This window comes from Pseudomonas vranovensis DSM 16006 (genome assembly GCF_000425805.1).
In the GTDB taxonomy this organism is placed as follows: Bacteria; Pseudomonadota; Gammaproteobacteria; order Pseudomonadales; family Pseudomonadaceae; genus Aquipseudomonas; species Aquipseudomonas vranovensis.
The window spans coordinates 220318-235121 of record NZ_AUED01000003.1; the positions used below are offsets into that span (position 1 = coordinate 220318).

A 14804-nucleotide genomic window follows, 5' to 3' on the forward strand; every position below is an offset into this window, starting at 1 on the left:
AAGAGTTTCCACGCCATGCCCGAGCACCCGCTCCATCGCTTCTTTACCTCGCAACGGCCCAGGCCGACCTTCGAGTGGGAGCGTTACCAGCAGCGCGATGTGCTGGTCATCGATCACCCCCGGTGCCAGGCGGCTTTTAGTCGCCAGGGTGCGCAGTTGTTGCACTTCCAGCCAACCGGCGAGCGTCCGTGGCTCTGGTGTGCGGCGCAGTGGCCCCAGGTTGGCGCCATCCGCGGCGGTGTGCCGGTGTGCTGGCCCTGGTATGGCCGTCACCCCAGCGAAGACATGTGGCCGGCCCACGGTTGGGCGCGTTTGCTCGACTGGAAGCTGATCGACAGCAGCGAAGATGAGGAGGGCGTGACCCTCAACTGGCGCCTGCAGTTGTGGGACTGGCAGGTGAACCTCTCGGCGCGCCTGGGTCAGCGCATGGAATTGCAACTTAGTACCGAACATCAAGACAGCCAGCCTTGTCAGTTGAGTCATGCTCTGCTGGCTTACTGGCGTATTAGTGACGTTTCTGAGATAGCGCTATCTGGGCTAGAGAACATTGAGGGTTACGACCGTTTGAACCGCCAGGCCTGTCGCCAGAAAGGCGCGTTGAAGGTACACGGCGGCTGTCAGCGAGTGTTTCCCAATGCGGCCACCGTGCAACTGCACGACCCGGCCTGGCAGCGTCAATTGTGTATCGACACCGGGGACAGCGAAGACACCGTGGTCTGGCATCCGGGCAGCCGGCCCTTGATGGGCGTCAGCGGCAGTGAAACCTTGGGGTTCGTCTGTGTCGAGGCGGCCAGCGGCAGCAGTGACAGCCTGAGCCTGGCGCCGGGTGAACAGGCGCACCTGCGGTTGCAGGCGCACCTGCTCAGTTGAGTTCGTCGTCGATCGGGTAGCGGCTGGCGTTGAGGCTTTCCTTGATCTTGCGCAGGTGCGGCTGGAAGTCCACGCCGCGGCGCAGGGTCATGCCGGTGGCCAATACGTCGAGCACGGTCAGTTGAATGATGCGCGACGTCATCGGCATATAGATGTCGGTGTCTTCGGGTAGTGGGATGTTCAGGCTCAGGCTGCAGGCTTTGGCCAGGGGTGAGTCGGCAGCGGTCAGGCCGAGTACCGAGGCACCGTTTTCCCGGGCCAGGCGCGCCACTTCCACCAGCTCGCGGGTGCGGCCGGTGTAGGAGATGATCACGAACAGCTCGCCGGTATGGGCTACCGAGGCCAGCATGCGCTGCATCAGCACATCGGCGTGGGCGGAGACGGCGAGATTGAAGCGGAAGAATTTATGCTGGGCATCCAGGGCTACCGGGGCCGAGGCGCCGAGGCCGAAGAAATGGATCTGGCGGGCCTGGATCAGCATGTCGACGGCACGGCTGATCAACTGCGGATCGAGTTGCTGGCAGGCGCTGTCCAACGAGGCGATGGCGCTGCCGAAGATCTTCTGGGTGTAGGAGGCCGGATCATCGTCGGCTTCCACAGCCCGGCTGACATAGGCCGCGCCGCTGGCCAGGCTCTGTGCCAGCTGCAGCTTCAGCTCGGGGTAGCCGCTGACGCCGAACGAGCGGCAAAAACGGTTGACGGTCGGCTCGCTGACCTTGGCGGCCTGGGCCAGCGCGGCAATGCTGAAGCGGGTGGCTTGCTGGGGGTTGAGCAGGATGACTTCGGCGACTTTGCGTTCGGCTTTGTTCAGTTCTTCGAGGCGGCCCTGGATCTGCTCCAGGAGGTTTCGCACACGGTCCATGGGTATATGTCCTTGGGTCGATAAGGCAGCCGGCTGGTGATGGCAGCGGGCTTTTGACACGGTGGCCTATCGTACTGATGGCATGGAAGGCACACCACTTGAATCTGTCCACTGGGCAAAATGTTGTGGTTTTTACTACATTACCCCTTGAAAACTGGGGTTGGAAACGGTATTTCTACGTCAACTTGATAAAAGAACATACATCATGGCTGCGATCAGCGTTGAACCTTGCACCTTTGCCCTGTTTGGCGCCCTGGGCGACCTGGCCTTGCGCAAGCTGTTTCCGGCGCTCTACCAGCTCGACCGTGCCGACTTGCTGCACGCCGACACCCGCGTGCTGGCGCTGGCCCGCGAACCGGGCGGCGCTGAACAACACCTGGCCTCGATCGAGTCGCACCTGAAGGCGTTCGTGCCGGCCGGGCAGATCGAATTTCCCGTCCTGCAGCGTTTTCTGTCGCGCCTTAGCTATGTGCATGTGGACTTTCTCAAGGCCGAGGACTACCAGGCGCTGGCCGAGCAGGTCGATGCCGACACCCAGTTGATCGCTTATTTCGCAACGCCGGCAGCGGTGTACGGCGGTATTTGCGAGAACCTCGACAAGGCGGGTCTCACCGACCGCACCCGGGTGGTACTGGAAAAGCCCATTGGCCATGACCTTGAGTCGTCGCGCCGGGTCAACGATGCGGTTGCCCAGTATTTTCCCGAGAATCGCGTTTATCGCATAGACCATTACCTGGGCAAAGAGACGGTGCAGAACCTGATCGCCCTGCGCTTTGCCAACAGCCTGTTCGAAACCCAGTGGAACCAGAACTCCATCTCCCACGTTGAGATTACCGTGGCCGAGAAGGTTGGTATCGAGGGGCGCTGGGGCTATTTCGACAAGGCCGGGCAACTGCGCGACATGATCCAGAACCACCTGCTGCAGCTGTTGTGTCTGATCGCGATGGACCCGCCCAGCGACCTGTCGGCCGACAGCATCCGCAACGAGAAAGTCAAGGTTCTCAAGGCCCTGGCACCGATCACGGGTGAAGGCTTGAGCACCCGTGTAGTGCGCGGCCAGTACATTGCCGGCTACAGCGAAGGCAAGTCGGTGCCCGGTTACCTGGAAGAAGACAACGCCAATGCCCAGAGCGACACCGAGACGTTCGTCGCCCTGCGCGCCGATATCCGCAACTGGCGCTGGGCCGGTGTGCCGTTCTACCTGCGCACAGGCAAGCGCATGCCGCAGAAGCTGTCGCAGATCGTTATCCATTTCAAGGAAACACCGCACTACATCTTCGCCCCGGAACAGCGTTTGCAGATCGGTAACAAGTTGATTATCCGCCTGCAGCCGGACGAAGGTATTTCCCTGCGGGTGATGACCAAGGAGCAGGGCCTGGATAAAGGCATGCAACTACGCAGCGGGCCTTTGCAATTGAATTTTTCCGACACCTGGCGCAGCGCACGGATCCCCGATGCCTATGAGCGCCTGTTGCTGGAAGTGATGCGTGGCAACCAGAACCTGTTTGTACGCAAGGATGAAATCGAATACGCGTGGAAGTGGTGCGATCAGCTGATCGCCGGTTGGAAAGCCGCCGGCGATGCGCCCAAACCCTATGCCGCCGGCTCCTGGGGGCCGATGAGCTCGATTGCATTGATTACCCGTGACGGGAGGTCGTGGTATGGCGATATCTGAACTGAAGCTGCCGGCAACTGTGACGGTGCATGAATTCAACGCAGCGCCGGCGCTGGCCGCAGGGCTTGCCAAGGTCGTTGCCGAGCAGCTGCGTGCAGCCATTGCCCGTCAGGGTGAAGCGACACTCGTGGTGTCGGGCGGACGTAGTCCGGTGGCGTTCTTCGAGGCGCTGGGCAAGCAACCGCTGGAGTGGTCCAAGGTGCTGATCACGCTGGCCGACGAGCGCTGGGTACCCGTCGAACATGCCGACAGCAATGCTGGCCTGCTCAAGCGCTACCTGCTGGTTGGCAAGGTGGCCAGCGCCCGATTCCTCGGTCTTTACCGTGCTGCTGAAAGCCTTGAGGCGGCTGCGCTGGAAGCCGATCAGGCGCTTGCCGCGCTGCGGGGTATCGACGTGCTGGTGCTGGGCATGGGTGACGATGGCCATACCGCCTCGCTGTTCCCTGGCAGCCCCAACCTGACCGAAGGCCTGGACCTGCACGGCAAGCGTCGCTGCCTGCCAATGCTGGCACCGAGCGTGCCGCATCAGCGCCTGAGCATGACTCGTTCGCTGCTTGCCCGTGCCGGCTTCACTGCACTGTCCGTGCAAGGCCCGGGCAAACTCGCTACCCTGCGCGCCGCGCTGGATGGCACTGATTTGGCCGAGATGCCGATACGTGCGTTTTTACACGACCCTCTGGAAATTTACTGGTGCCCATGAGCCAAGGACCTGCCGTCATGACCACGCTTGAACTGAAACAGCCGGGAGATTCCATGGCCGACAAAATTGCCCGGATCGATCAGATCTGCACCCAGGCGCGCATCCTGCCGGTGATCACCATTGCCCGCGAGGCAGACATCCTGCCCTTGGCGGACGCCCTGGCGGCCGGTGGTATCAAGACCCTGGAAGTGACCCTGCGTTCGCAACACGGTCTCAAGGCTATCGAGGTGTTGCGCGAGCAGCGCCCGGAACTGTGCGTGGGTGCCGGTACCGTGCTGGATCGCAAGATGTTCGCCGCCGTTGAAGCGGCGGGCGCGCAATTCGTGGTCACCCCGGGCATCACCCCGGACATTCTGGACGCGGGCGTGCAGAGCCGGCTGCCCTTGCTCCCGGGGATCAGTACGCCCTCGGAGCTGATGATGGGCTATGCCCTGGGTTATCGGCGCTTCAAGCTGTTCCCGGCGGAGATCAGCGGCGGCGTGGCGGCGATCAAGGCATTCGCCGGGCCGTTCGGCGATGTGCGCTTCTGCCCGACCGGTGGGGTCAACCCGAGCAATGTGCGCAACTACATGGCCTTGGCCAATGTGATGTGCGTGGGCGGAACCTGGATGCTCGACAGCGGCTGGATCAAGAATGGCGACTGGGCAAGGATCGAAGCCTGCAGCGCTGAGGCATTGGCGCTGCTGGACTGAACTGAATCGTTGTGTGCTACACGGCTTTACGGTGCGCTTGGTCGGCGCACCGTTTTTTTTGGCCTGCAGAAACGGTCGCGGGGCAAGCCCGCTCCTGCTAGCAGGAGCGGGCTTGCCCCGCGATTACGTTAGTCAAGGTCAGGCGGCTTTGGCAGCCTGCTGGCTCAACGAGCGGTTCAGGGCGCTGAACAGTGCCTTGAAGCTGGCGGTGGTGATGTTTTCATCGATGCCCACACCATGCACCGGACGACCACCGGCCACACGCAGTTCGATGTAGGCCGCCGCCTTGGCGTTGGTGCCCGCGCCGATGGCATGCTCGTTGTAGTCCATGATTTCCACGGCAACCGGCAGGCCGGCGACCAAGGCTTCGAGGGCACCATTGCCCTTGCCGCGCCAGTGCAGGGTGGTCTCGCCTTCGCTCGACACTTCCACTTCGACCTTGCTGTTGCCGTTCTCTTCCTGCAGGCGATGGCTGACCAGCGCGTACGGGGCGTTGGCCTGCAAGTACTCGCGGTGCAGCAAGTTGTAGATCTGCTGGGCAGTCATCTCCAGGCCCAGGCGGTCGGTTTCACCCTGCACCACCTGGCTGAATTCGATCTGCATGCGGCGCGGCAGGCTGATGCCGTATTCCTGTTCGAGCAGGTAGGTGATACCGCCCTTGCCCGACTGGCTGTTGACGCGGATCACTGCCTCGTAGCTGCGGCCGATGTCGGCCGGGTCGATCGGCAAGTACGGCACTTCCCACTTGGTGTCTTCTTTTTGCTGGGTGAAGCCCTTGCGGATGGCGTCCTGGTGCGAGCCGGAGAACGCGGTGTGGACCAGGTCACCGACATACGGATGACGTGGGTGCACCGGAATCTGGTTGCATTCCTCGACCACTTTGCGCACGCCGTCGATGTCGGAGAAGTCCAGCTCAGGGTTCACACCCTGGGTGTAGAGGTTCAACGCCAGGGTCACCAGGTCGACATTGCCGGTACGTTCGCCGTTGCCGAACAGGCAGCCTTCGACGCGGTCGGCGCCGGCCATCAGGCCAAGCTCGGTGGCGGCTACGCCGGTGCCACGGTCGTTGTGGGTGTGCAGGCTGATGATCACGCTGTCGCGGCGGCTGACGTTGCGGCCGAACCACTCGATCTGGTCGGCGTAGATGTTCGGCGTCGAGACTTCGACGGTGGCCGGCAGGTTGAGGATGATCTTGTGCTCGGGCGTCGGGTTCCACACCTCGATCACGGCGTCGCAGACTTCCTTGGCGAACTCCAGTTCGGTGGCGCTGAAGGTTTCAGGCGAGTACTGGAAAGTCCACTGTGTTTCAGGCTGCTGGGCGGCATATTTGACGAACAATTTGGCCGCGTTCACCGCGATGTCCTTCACGCCTTGTTTGTCCTGGTTGAAGACAATGCGGCGGAACGACGGGCTGGTGGCGTTGTACAGGTGGACGATGGCCTTTTTGGCACCGCGCAGGGACTCGAAGGTGCGGGCGATGAGGTCTTCACGGGCCTGGGTCAACACCTGGATGGTGGTGTCGTCAGGGATGTGACCGTCTTCGATCAGGGTGCGCACGAAGTCGAAATCGGTTTGCGAGGCCGATGGGAACGAGGCTTCGATTTCTTTCACGCCGACGCTGACCAGGGTTTTCCAGAAACGCAGCTTCTTTACCGCATCCATCGGCTCGATCAGCGACTGGTTACCGTCGCGCAGGTCGGAGCTGCACCAGATTGGCGCCTGGGTGATGGTCTTCGATGGCCAGGTACGGTCAGGCAAGTTGACGGTAGGGAAGGCGCTGTATTTTTTCGAAGGGTCTTTGAGCATGGTCATGAAAGCAATCCTTGAATGTGCGGCCTGGAAAGGGGCCCGCCGAATGAAATCGAGATGAAAGGGCGAGGCGACGCGATTCAGCTTGGTAGTCGTGCACTGACCAGGCAGAGGCTGCGATGTTGACGAAGCAGGATGAGGGTTTGAAAGGTCTTCATGGCTTCAACCCTAACCAGTGGACCTGAAGATGACAAGCCTTGAAAAAAAATTGAGAGAAATGCTTAAAAAGCAGAATTTATCGAGATTTTATGGCTGGCTTTAAATAAAAAGACCGCGCCTGTTGCGCGGTCTTTTTGAATGGCGCAAGCCAGGTGTCAGGGCTGGAAGGCGCCGATGAAAATTGCCGGGTCTACCCGCGCATCGTTGAGGCTGACGTTCCAGTGCATGTGCGGGCCTGTGGCGCGCCCGGTGGAGCCGACCTTGCCGACCACGGCGCCACGGCTGAGCAGCTGCCCTGGTTTAACGTCGATCTTCGACATATGGCAGAACATGCTGATAAAGCCCTGGCCATGGTCGACGAACACGGTGTTGCCGTTGAAGAAGTAATTGCCGACCAGGATCACCTTGCCGTTGGCCGGCGTCTTGATCGGGGTGCCGGCCGGCACGGCGAAGTCCAGGCCGGCATGGGGGTTGCGTTCCTCGCCATTGAAGAAGCGGCGCACGCCGAACTTGCTCGACAGCGGACCACTGACCGGCTTGTCGAGGATCAGGTTGCTCGGCAGGTTGGGGCTGAAACTGCGGTAGGCCTTGAGCTGCTCGGCAAGCTCGACTTCGATGCGCTTGAGGTCGGCCGGGTCGGGGTTGACCTGGCGCTTGTTCTTCAAGGTGATGCGCTGCTCGGGGTACTTCTTGCTGCCGACCGTGAAGCTCAGGGTCCGTGCGCCCTCGGTGAGCTGCGCCGGGCCAGGCTTCTGGGTCAGGGGCAGGCCGACGATGGCCAGCCAGGTGTCCTGTTCCTTGACCACCAGCACCGGCTTGCCATCAAAGCGCGCACTGGGCGCCTGGGTGGCCGGCCCGAGGTTGATGACCGCAACGCCACCGGGTACGGGCTTGTTCAGTTGGCGGGTGATGTAGCTGGCTTGGGCGCTGCCGACGAACATCAGGCACAGCAGTAACAGCGGGGCAAACAGACGGGGCATGGTTCAATCCAGGAGAGAGAGCGTGACCGGGGTCAGGTGATTGTCTTCGACCCGCACCTGCAGCTCGCCATCGCCCAGGCGGGCGGTCAGGCGTTGGCCGTTGCGGGTCTGCTCGGCGTTGCGAATGGCCTGGCCGCGCTCGTCGAGCAGGATGCTGTAGCCGCGACCGAGGGTTGCCAGCGGGCTTACCACGTGCAGGGTCTGGACCTGGGCCTGCAGGCGCTGGCGGCGATCCTTGAGCGTTTCGCGCATGGCCCGTGGCAGGCGTTCGGCCAGGCTGTCGAGGCGCTGCTTGAGCAGGGCCAGGGTGCGTCCGGGATGCTGGGCGGCCAGGCGCGTATCGAGACGGGCCAGGCGCTCGCGGCGCTGGTTCAGGCGTTGCTCGAAGGCCCGGCGCAGGCGCATGTCCAGGTCGTCCAGGCGCTGGGCCTGTTGGCGCAGCCGTTCACCTGGGTGACGCAGGCGTCGGGTGAGGCTGTCCAGGCGCAGGCGGTCATGGGCCAGGCGGCTCTGGATGCGCAGCAGCAGGCGACGCTTGAGGCTGTCGATACGACGCTGCAGGTCGCTGCTGTCGGGGGCCAGCAATTCGGCCGCGGCCGAAGGCGTAGGGGCGCGAACGTCGGCGACAAAATCACTGATCGATACATCGGTTTCATGGCCCACGGCGCTGACGATGGGCGTGACGCAGGCAGCAATGGCCCGGGCCACGGCTTCCTCGTTGAAGCACCAGAGGTCTTCCAGCGAGCCGCCGCCACGGGCCAGGATCAGCGCGTCGAAGCCGCGGCTGTCGGCCAGTTGCAAGGCGCGAACGATCTGGTTGATCGCTTCGCGGCCCTGGACGGCCGTGGGGATCAGGGTGAGTTCGACCTGTGGCGCGCGGCGGCGGAACACACTGATGATGTCGCGGATCACCGCGCCCGTGGGCGAACTGACGATGCCGATGCGCTGTGGATGGGCGGGCAGGGCTACCTTGTTTTCAGAGCTGAACAAACCTTCGGCGCCAAGCTTTTCCTTCAGCGCCTCAAAGGCCAGGCGCAGCGCGCCATCACCCGCAGGCTCGACGGTGTCGAGAATCAACTGGTAGTCGCCGCGACCTTCAAACAACGACACCTTGCCGCGCACCTTGACCGCCAGGCCATCGCGCAGGGCCTGACGAACCCGCGCGGCATTCTGGCGGAACAGTGCACAGCGCACCTGGGCACCGCTGTCCTTGAGGGTGAAATAGACGTGGCCGGAGGCCGGGCGGGCGAGGTTGGAGATCTCGCCTTCGACCCAGACATTGCGGAATACGTCCTCGAGCAGCACCCGGGCGCGGCCGTTGAGTTGGCTGACGGTGAGGACTTCGCGGTCCAGACCGAGTCTTTCGAAGGGGTCTTTGATCATGGGCGGCATCATAAAGTGTAGGAGCGGGCTTGTCCCGCGATGCGATGTGACTCACCGAGCGTGATCGCGGGGCAAGCCCGCGCCTACCCGTTGTGCATATGGCTCAAGAAGCCTTGCACCAGCGCTCCGGCATCCCGCCGATAGGCCAGCGCCACCGTGCTGCTGCAATCCTCATCGGCCAGCGCCACGAACCTCACAGCCGCCGGCGCAATGTCCTGCATGCAGCGCGGCAGCAGTGCCACTCCGAATCCGGCCTGGATCAGTTGCAGTTGCGTGGTTTTGCGCGACACCACTCGCGCCGCCCTGGGGAAGAATCCCTCGCGCATGCACAGCTCGGCAGACAGGTAGCTCAACCCGCCACGCTGACGATGAGGGATGGAAATGAAGGCCTCTTCACGCAACTGTGCCAGGCACACGCTGCGTTCCCCGGCAAGCGGATGATTCTCGGCCACTGCCAACAATAACGGCTCCTCGAACAGCGGTTGCACACACAAGCCTTCGTGCTGGCGCAGCACCGGCAAGCGCAGCAGGCCAAACTCCAGGCGGCCTTCGGCCAGCGCTTCAAGTTGCCCTTCCGAGGACTGCTGGGCAATCTCCATGCTGACCCCGGGGTTGTCGTGCAGATAGCTGCCGAGCCTGGCAAGCAATCGACCACTGAGGGGCACCGTGCTGGAGTGGTTCAGGCGCAGGCTGCCACGCATGCCCTGGCCGATCTCCCGGGCCAGGCGCTCGGCCTTTTCCAGATCGCTCAGCAAGCTGCGTGCCCGTGGCAGGAACGCCTGGCCCGCGGCGGTCAGGCGTGGCTGGCGGGCGGTGCGCTCGAACAGCAGGGTGTCGAGCTGCGTTTCCAGTTCCTTGATCTGTCGGCTCAGGGCGGACTGAGCGATATACAGGCGCTCGGCGGCGGCGCTGAAACTGCCGCATTCGGCGATTTCGACGAAGTAACGCAGTTGGCGGGTAGTGGTCATCTGAGCTATGCCGTTTCAAGATGTCTAGTGAGGATATTGCATATTGGTCGGCATGGCTTGTGGATGGCTAAAGTGACCTGGAATTGATCAAGGACTGAACCTGCCATGTTTTCGACCTTACTGGCGCAATTGCCGTTTAGCACGTTTGACTGGGTGTTCATCGCGTTAGGGACAGGCGCGGCCTACATTGTTTTTGGTATTGCAGGATTCGGTACGGCATTGGTTGCCGGCCCTGTGCTGATCCATTTCATGCCCTTGTCTCAGATCATTCCACTGCTGGTGCTGCTGGATTTCGTGGCCGCCTTCGGCAAATGGTTGCCCTCGCGCAACGCGGTGGTGCGCGCCGAGCTGCTGCGCTTGCTGCCCTGCATGGCGATTGGTTGCAGCCTGGGAGTGGTGTTCCTGCTTCGGCTCAAGTCAGATGTGCTGCTGCTATTGATGGGTGTGTTCGTCAGCGCTTATGCACTCTATAGCCTGGCGGTAAAGGCTCGGCCCAAGCGCCTGCCGGCGGGCTGGTCGGTGCCGGCCGGTGTGGCGGGTGGGTTGTTCGGAGCCTTGTTCGGCAGCGGCGGCTTTCTCTATGCGCTTTATCTCAATGCCCGTGTGGCGTCGGTCGAGCAGGCGCGGGCGACCCAGAGTGCGCTGATCAGTTGCAGTACCGTGGTTCGCCTGGGCTTGTTCCTGCTGGCTGGCGTGTATGCCGATGGTGCCGTGTTACTGCTGGCATTGATGCTGGTGCCGATGATGGCGGCAGGGCTGTGGCTGGCGCGTCGCCTGACCCTGGACATGCCTCGCGAAACCTTTGTGCGCCTGGTGACCTGGTTGGTGCTGTGCAGTGGCATTGCCCTGATCGGTCGCTACCTGAGTGAGGTAAACTGGCGGCTTTGAGCATGTTTGGCTGCCGTCATGATTACCCAGAGCATCATTGTCCCGAAGATCTCCACCGTTCCTGTGCATGAGCCCCGCGCCCGGGCGATCCTGCGCTGGCTGGTGCGCGAGAAGGTCATCGAGGAGCAACTGAGCACCTGCGGCAGTACCGGCAATCGCATGGCGTATGCGATTGCCGACGGTGCGCGCAAGGTGGTGGAGCGCCCGGAACTGCTGCCGTTCGGTCAGCCGATCAATGGTCTTGAGGTCATCACCAAGCGCTGCATCTATACGCCACTTGAAGGCTTTCTCGAAGAAGCCGGCTGCGCCGAATGCCGCAAGGAAGTAGGCGTGGCGCTGTTTGAAAGCCTCGAGGAGTGGATGCCCGGGCAGACCGACAACTTCATCTGCCCGTTGTGCGGTCATGAGGACGACATCAACGGTTTTCTGTTCCTGCAGCCCTGCGCCTTTTCCAACCTGGGATTCATCTTCAACAACTGGAGCGCGGCAGGTTTCAAGCAGGCTTTTCTCGACGACTTCGCCGACTGGCTGGACCAGCCGGTGGCCGTGGTGCAGGTAGCGCGCGCAGGCAACTGACCGAAGGGCCATCTTTGCATTGAGCGAAGGGCTCTGGATGAGTATAATGGCGCGCTTCCATTTTCCCGCCCGGGAGCCCCCGCGATGCTGCGTATCAGCCAAGAAGCCCTGACCTTCGACGACATTCTCCTAGTGCCTGGTTATTCAGAGGTGCTACCCAATGAAGTCAGTCTCAAGACCCGTTTGACCCGTGGCATCGAGCTGAACATTCCGTTGGTTTCCGCCGCCATGGATACCGTGACCGAAGCCCGTCTGGCCATTGCCATGGCCCAGGAAGGCGGCATCGGCATTATCCACAAGAACATGACCATCGAGCAGCAAGCTGCCGAAGTGCGCAAGGTCAAGAAGTTCGAAGCCGGCGTGGTCAAGGACCCGATCACCATCGAGGCCGACGCCACCGTTCGTGACCTGTTCGAACTGACCAGCCAGAACAACATCTCTGGCGTACCGGTGCTGCACAACGGCGACCTGGTCGGTATCGTCACCTCTCGCGACGTACGTTTCGAAAGCCGCCTGGACGCCAGCGTCCGTGAAGTGATGACGCCTAAAGAGCGCCTGGTCACGGTCATGGAAGGCGCCGACAAGAACGAAGCTCGCGAGCTGCTGCACAAGCACCGCATCGAGCGCGTCCTGATCGTCGACGACAAGTTCGCCCTCAAGGGCATGATGACCGTCAACGACATCGAAAAAGCCAAGGCCTACCCGCTGGCCAGCAAGGACGATCAAGGTCGTCTGCGCGTCGGCGCTGCCGTCGGTACCGGTAAAGACACCGCTGACCGCGTTTCGGCCCTGGTTGCCGCCGGTGTTGACGTGGTGGTGGTCGACACCGCCCACGGTCACTCCAAGGGTGTGATCGACCGCGTTCGCTGGGTCAAGGAGAACTTCCCGCAGGTTCAGGTCATCGGCGGCAACATCGCCACCGGCGCCGCTGCCAAGGCCCTGGCCGAAGCCGGCGCCGACGCGGTCAAGGTCGGTATCGGCCCAGGCTCGATCTGCACCACCCGTATCGTCGCCGGTGTCGGCGTTCCGCAGATCAGCGCCATCGCCAATGTTGCCGCGGCACTCGAAGGCACGGGCATCCCGCTGATCGCCGACGGTGGCATTCGTTTCTCCGGTGACCTGTCCAAGGCCATCGTTGCCGGTGCCTCGGCCGTGATGATGGGCTCGATGTTCGCCGGTACCGAAGAAGCGCCGGGCGAGATCGAACTGTTCCAGGGCCGTTCGTACAAGGCTTATCGCGGCATGGGTTCGCTGGGCGCGATGTCCCAGGCCCAGGGATCTTCGGACCGTTACTTCCAGGACTCCTCGGCCGGTGCCGAGAAACTGGTGCCGGAAGGTATCGAAGGCCGTGTGCCGTACAAGGGCACCCTGACCGCGATCATCCACCAACTGATGGGTGGCCTGCGTTCCTCGATGGGTTACACCGGCAGCGCCAACATCGAAGAGATGCGTACCAAGCCTGAATTCGTTCGTATTACTGGTGCCGGCATGGCCGAGTCCCACGTACATGACGTACAGATCACCAAAGAAGCGCCAAACTACCGCGTAGGTTGATGCTTCAGGCAACACTTGCTAGCGGGGCTGTTATCGACAGCCCCGCGTCGTTTCCGATTTCCACTGACGAGATTGAGTCATGGCCCTCGACATTCACGCTCACCGAATCCTGATCCTCGACTTCGGTTCCCAGTACACCCAGCTGATTGCCCGCCGCGTGCGCGAGATCGGCGTGTACTGCGAACTGCACCCGTTTGACATGGACGACGAAGCGATTCGCGAATTTGCTCCGCGCGGCATCATCCTCGCCGGCGGCCCCGAGTCCGTGCACGAAGCCAACAGCCCACGTGCCCCGCAGGCCGTCTGGGACCTGGGCGTACCGGTATTCGGCATTTGCTACGGCATGCAGACCATGGCCGAGCAACTGGGCGGCAAGGTAGAAGGCTCCGAGTTGCGCGAATTCGGCTATGCCCGCGTTGACGTAGTCGGCAAGAGCCGCCTGCTGGACGGTATCGAAGACCACGTCGACGCCGACGGCGTCCTCGGCCTTGACGTGTGGATGAGCCACGGTGACAAGGTCACCCGCATCCCCGAAGATTTCCACATCCTGGCCAGCACTCCGAGCTGCCCGATCGCCGGCATGGCCGACGACACCCGTGGCTACTACGGCGTGCAGTTCCACCCGGAAGTGACCCACACCAAGCAGGGTGGTCGCATCCTCTCGCGCTTCATCCTCGACATCTGCGGCTGCGAAGCCCTGTGGACCCCGTCGCACATCGCTGAAGACGCCATTGCCCAGATCCGCGCCCAGGTCGGCACCGACAACGTACTGCTGGGCCTGTCCGGCGGCGTTGACTCCTCGGTGGTTGCAGCCCTGCTGCACAAGGCCATCGGCGACCAGTTGACCTGTGTCTTTGTCGACAACGGCCTGCTGCGCTTGCACGAAGGCGAGCAAGTGATGGCCATGTTCGCCGAGAACATGGGCGTCAAGGTGATCCGTGCCAACGCCGAAGAGCAGTTCCTGAACAACCTGGCCGGCGAAGCCGACCCAGAGAAGAAGCGCAAGATCATCGGTCGCACTTTCATCGACGTGTTCGATGCCGAGTCGAACAAGCTCGAGAACATCAAGTACCTGGCCCAGGGCACCATCTACCCTGACGTGATCGAGTCGGCTGGCGCCAAGAGCGGCAAGGCTCACGTGATCAAGTCGCACCACAACGTCGGTGGCCTGCCGGAAGAGATGAACCTCAAGCTGGTCGAGCCGCTGCGCGAGCTGTTCAAGGACGAGGTCCGCCGCCTTGGTCTGGAGCTGGGCCTGCCGTACGACATGGTCTACCGTCACCCGTTCCCGGGCCCGGGCCTGGGTGTACGTATCCTTGGTGAAGTGAAGAAGGAATACGCCGACCTGCTGCGTCGCGCCGACCACATCTTCATCGAAGAACTGCGCAAGGCCGACTGGTACCACAAGGTCAGCCAGGCGTTTGTGGTGTTCCAGCCGGTGAAATCGGTGGGCGTGGTCGGTGACGGCCGTCGATACGCCTGGGTCGTGGCCCTGCGTGCGGTAGAAACCATCGACTTCATGACCGCACGTTGGGCGCACCTGCCTTACGAGCTGCTGGAAACCGTCAGCGGCCGGATCATCAACGAAATCGAAGGCATCTCTCGCGTCACCTACGACGTGTCGAGCAAGCCGCCAGCGACCATCGAGTGGGAATGATCCCGCCCGCCGGTTGAGAAACGCCATGTCC

Annotated in this window: 13 protein-coding genes; 8 read left to right on the plus strand and 5 right to left on the minus strand. The window is 62.3% G+C overall.

The window, feature by feature from the left end; translation table 11 throughout:
* Nucleotides 1-15 precede the first annotated feature (15 nt).
* Nucleotides 16-870 (plus strand): D-hexose-6-phosphate mutarotase, encoded by an 855-nt coding sequence (locus H621_RS0108035; protein WP_028942887.1) that lies wholly within the window; start codon nt 16-18, stop codon nt 868-870.
* Here H621_RS0108035 and hexR read toward each other — a convergent pair.
* Nucleotides 863-1723, minus strand: coding sequence for a DNA-binding transcriptional regulator HexR (hexR, locus tag H621_RS0108040; protein ID WP_177431031.1), 861 nt, complete (start codon nt 1721-1723; stop codon nt 863-865). The genes H621_RS0108035 and hexR overlap by 8 nt on opposite strands.
* Before the next feature lie 214 nt (nt 1724-1937).
* On the opposite strand from hexR, the gene zwf reads away from it, so the two are divergent.
* The 3 genes from zwf to H621_RS0108055 are packed head-to-tail and all read left to right on the plus strand — an operon-like array spanning nt 1938 to nt 4799.
* Complete coding sequence (gene zwf / locus H621_RS0108045) at nt 1938-3407, plus strand: glucose-6-phosphate dehydrogenase (protein ID WP_028942889.1); 1470 nt, start codon at nt 1938-1940, stop codon at nt 3405-3407.
* Complete coding sequence (gene pgl, locus H621_RS0108050; RefSeq protein WP_028942890.1) at nt 3394-4107, plus strand: 6-phosphogluconolactonase; 714 nt, start codon at nt 3394-3396, stop codon at nt 4105-4107. The genes zwf and pgl overlap by 14 nt, the downstream gene beginning before the upstream one ends.
* Nucleotides 4108-4124: 17 nt before the next feature.
* Entirely contained in the window at nt 4125-4799 is a 675-nt protein-coding gene (locus tag H621_RS0108055; protein WP_028942891.1) for a bifunctional 4-hydroxy-2-oxoglutarate aldolase/2-dehydro-3-deoxy-phosphogluconate aldolase, read from the plus strand.
* A 138-nt stretch (nt 4800-4937) separates the two neighbouring features.
* Here the strand turns inward: H621_RS0108055 and leuA are convergent, their stop codons facing one another.
* From leuA to H621_RS0108075, 4 genes are all read right to left on the minus strand, one after another.
* Nucleotides 4938-6611: a 2-isopropylmalate synthase gene (leuA, locus tag H621_RS0108060; RefSeq protein ID WP_028942892.1), complete on the minus strand. Its 1674-nt coding sequence runs from the start codon at nt 6609-6611 to the stop codon at nt 4938-4940.
* Between the two features lie 311 nt (nt 6612-6922).
* A complete protein-coding gene (locus H621_RS0108065; RefSeq protein ID WP_028942893.1) occupies nt 6923-7747 on the minus strand; it encodes a M23 family metallopeptidase in 825 nt (274 codons plus the stop codon).
* A 3-nt stretch (nt 7748-7750) separates the two neighbouring features.
* Nucleotides 7751-9130 (minus strand): exodeoxyribonuclease VII large subunit, encoded by a 1380-nt coding sequence (gene xseA / locus H621_RS0108070; RefSeq protein ID WP_036989579.1) that lies wholly within the window; start codon nt 9128-9130, stop codon nt 7751-7753.
* 83 nt (nt 9131-9213) lie between these two features.
* On the minus strand, nt 9214-10098 hold the full coding sequence (locus H621_RS0108075; protein ID WP_028942895.1) for a LysR family transcriptional regulator: 885 nt from the start codon (nt 10096-10098) through the stop codon (nt 9214-9216).
* Between the two features lie 105 nt (nt 10099-10203).
* Here H621_RS0108075 and H621_RS0108080 point away from each other — a divergent pair, with 105 nt between their 5' ends.
* The 4 genes from H621_RS0108080 (at nt 10204) to guaA (ending at nt 14773) form a co-directional block, all read left to right on the plus strand.
* Nucleotides 10204-10986, plus strand: a complete 783-nt coding sequence (locus tag H621_RS0108080) for a sulfite exporter TauE/SafE family protein (protein ID WP_028942896.1) — start codon at nt 10204-10206, stop codon at nt 10984-10986.
* An 18-nt stretch (nt 10987-11004) separates the two neighbouring features.
* Complete coding sequence (locus tag H621_RS0108085; protein WP_028942897.1) at nt 11005-11562, plus strand: sugar ABC transporter ATPase; 558 nt, start codon at nt 11005-11007, stop codon at nt 11560-11562.
* An 84-nt stretch (nt 11563-11646) separates the two neighbouring features.
* Nucleotides 11647-13116, plus strand: a complete 1470-nt coding sequence (gene guaB, locus H621_RS0108090) for an IMP dehydrogenase (RefSeq protein ID WP_028942898.1) — start codon at nt 11647-11649, stop codon at nt 13114-13116.
* Between the two features lie 79 nt (nt 13117-13195).
* Nucleotides 13196-14773, plus strand: a complete 1578-nt coding sequence (guaA, locus tag H621_RS0108095; protein ID WP_028942899.1) for a glutamine-hydrolyzing GMP synthase — start codon at nt 13196-13198, stop codon at nt 14771-14773.
* The last annotated feature ends 31 nt before the right edge of the window (nt 14774-14804 follow it).

What these genes read in the sequence shown, in the direction of transcription:
- H621_RS0108085 (WP_028942897.1), top strand. Translation starts at nt 11,005, where the DNA reads ATGATTACCCAGAGCATCATTGTCCCGAAGATCTCCACCGTTCCTGTG.
- H621_RS0108035 (WP_028942887.1), top strand. Translation starts at nt 16, where the DNA reads ATGCCCGAGCACCCGCTCCATCGCTTCTTTACCTCGCAACGGCCCAGG.
- xseA (WP_036989579.1), bottom strand. Translation starts at nt 9,130, where the DNA reads ATGATCAAAGACCCCTTCGAAAGACTCGGTCTGGACCGCGAAGTCCTC.
- H621_RS0108080 (WP_028942896.1), top strand. Translation starts at nt 10,204, where the DNA reads ATGTTTTCGACCTTACTGGCGCAATTGCCGTTTAGCACGTTTGACTGG.
- pgl (WP_028942890.1), top strand. Translation starts at nt 3,394, where the DNA reads ATGGCGATATCTGAACTGAAGCTGCCGGCAACTGTGACGGTGCATGAA.
- leuA (WP_028942892.1), bottom strand. Translation starts at nt 6,611, where the DNA reads ATGACCATGCTCAAAGACCCTTCGAAAAAATACAGCGCCTTCCCTACC.
- H621_RS0108055 (WP_028942891.1), top strand. Translation starts at nt 4,125, where the DNA reads ATGACCACGCTTGAACTGAAACAGCCGGGAGATTCCATGGCCGACAAA.
- zwf (WP_028942889.1), top strand. Translation starts at nt 1,938, where the DNA reads ATGGCTGCGATCAGCGTTGAACCTTGCACCTTTGCCCTGTTTGGCGCC.
- guaA (WP_028942899.1), top strand. Translation starts at nt 13,196, where the DNA reads ATGGCCCTCGACATTCACGCTCACCGAATCCTGATCCTCGACTTCGGT.
- guaB (WP_028942898.1), top strand. Translation starts at nt 11,647, where the DNA reads ATGCTGCGTATCAGCCAAGAAGCCCTGACCTTCGACGACATTCTCCTA.
- H621_RS0108065 (WP_028942893.1), bottom strand. Translation starts at nt 7,747, where the DNA reads ATGCCCCGTCTGTTTGCCCCGCTGTTACTGCTGTGCCTGATGTTCGTC.
- H621_RS0108075 (WP_028942895.1), bottom strand. Translation starts at nt 10,098, where the DNA reads ATGACCACTACCCGCCAACTGCGTTACTTCGTCGAAATCGCCGAATGC.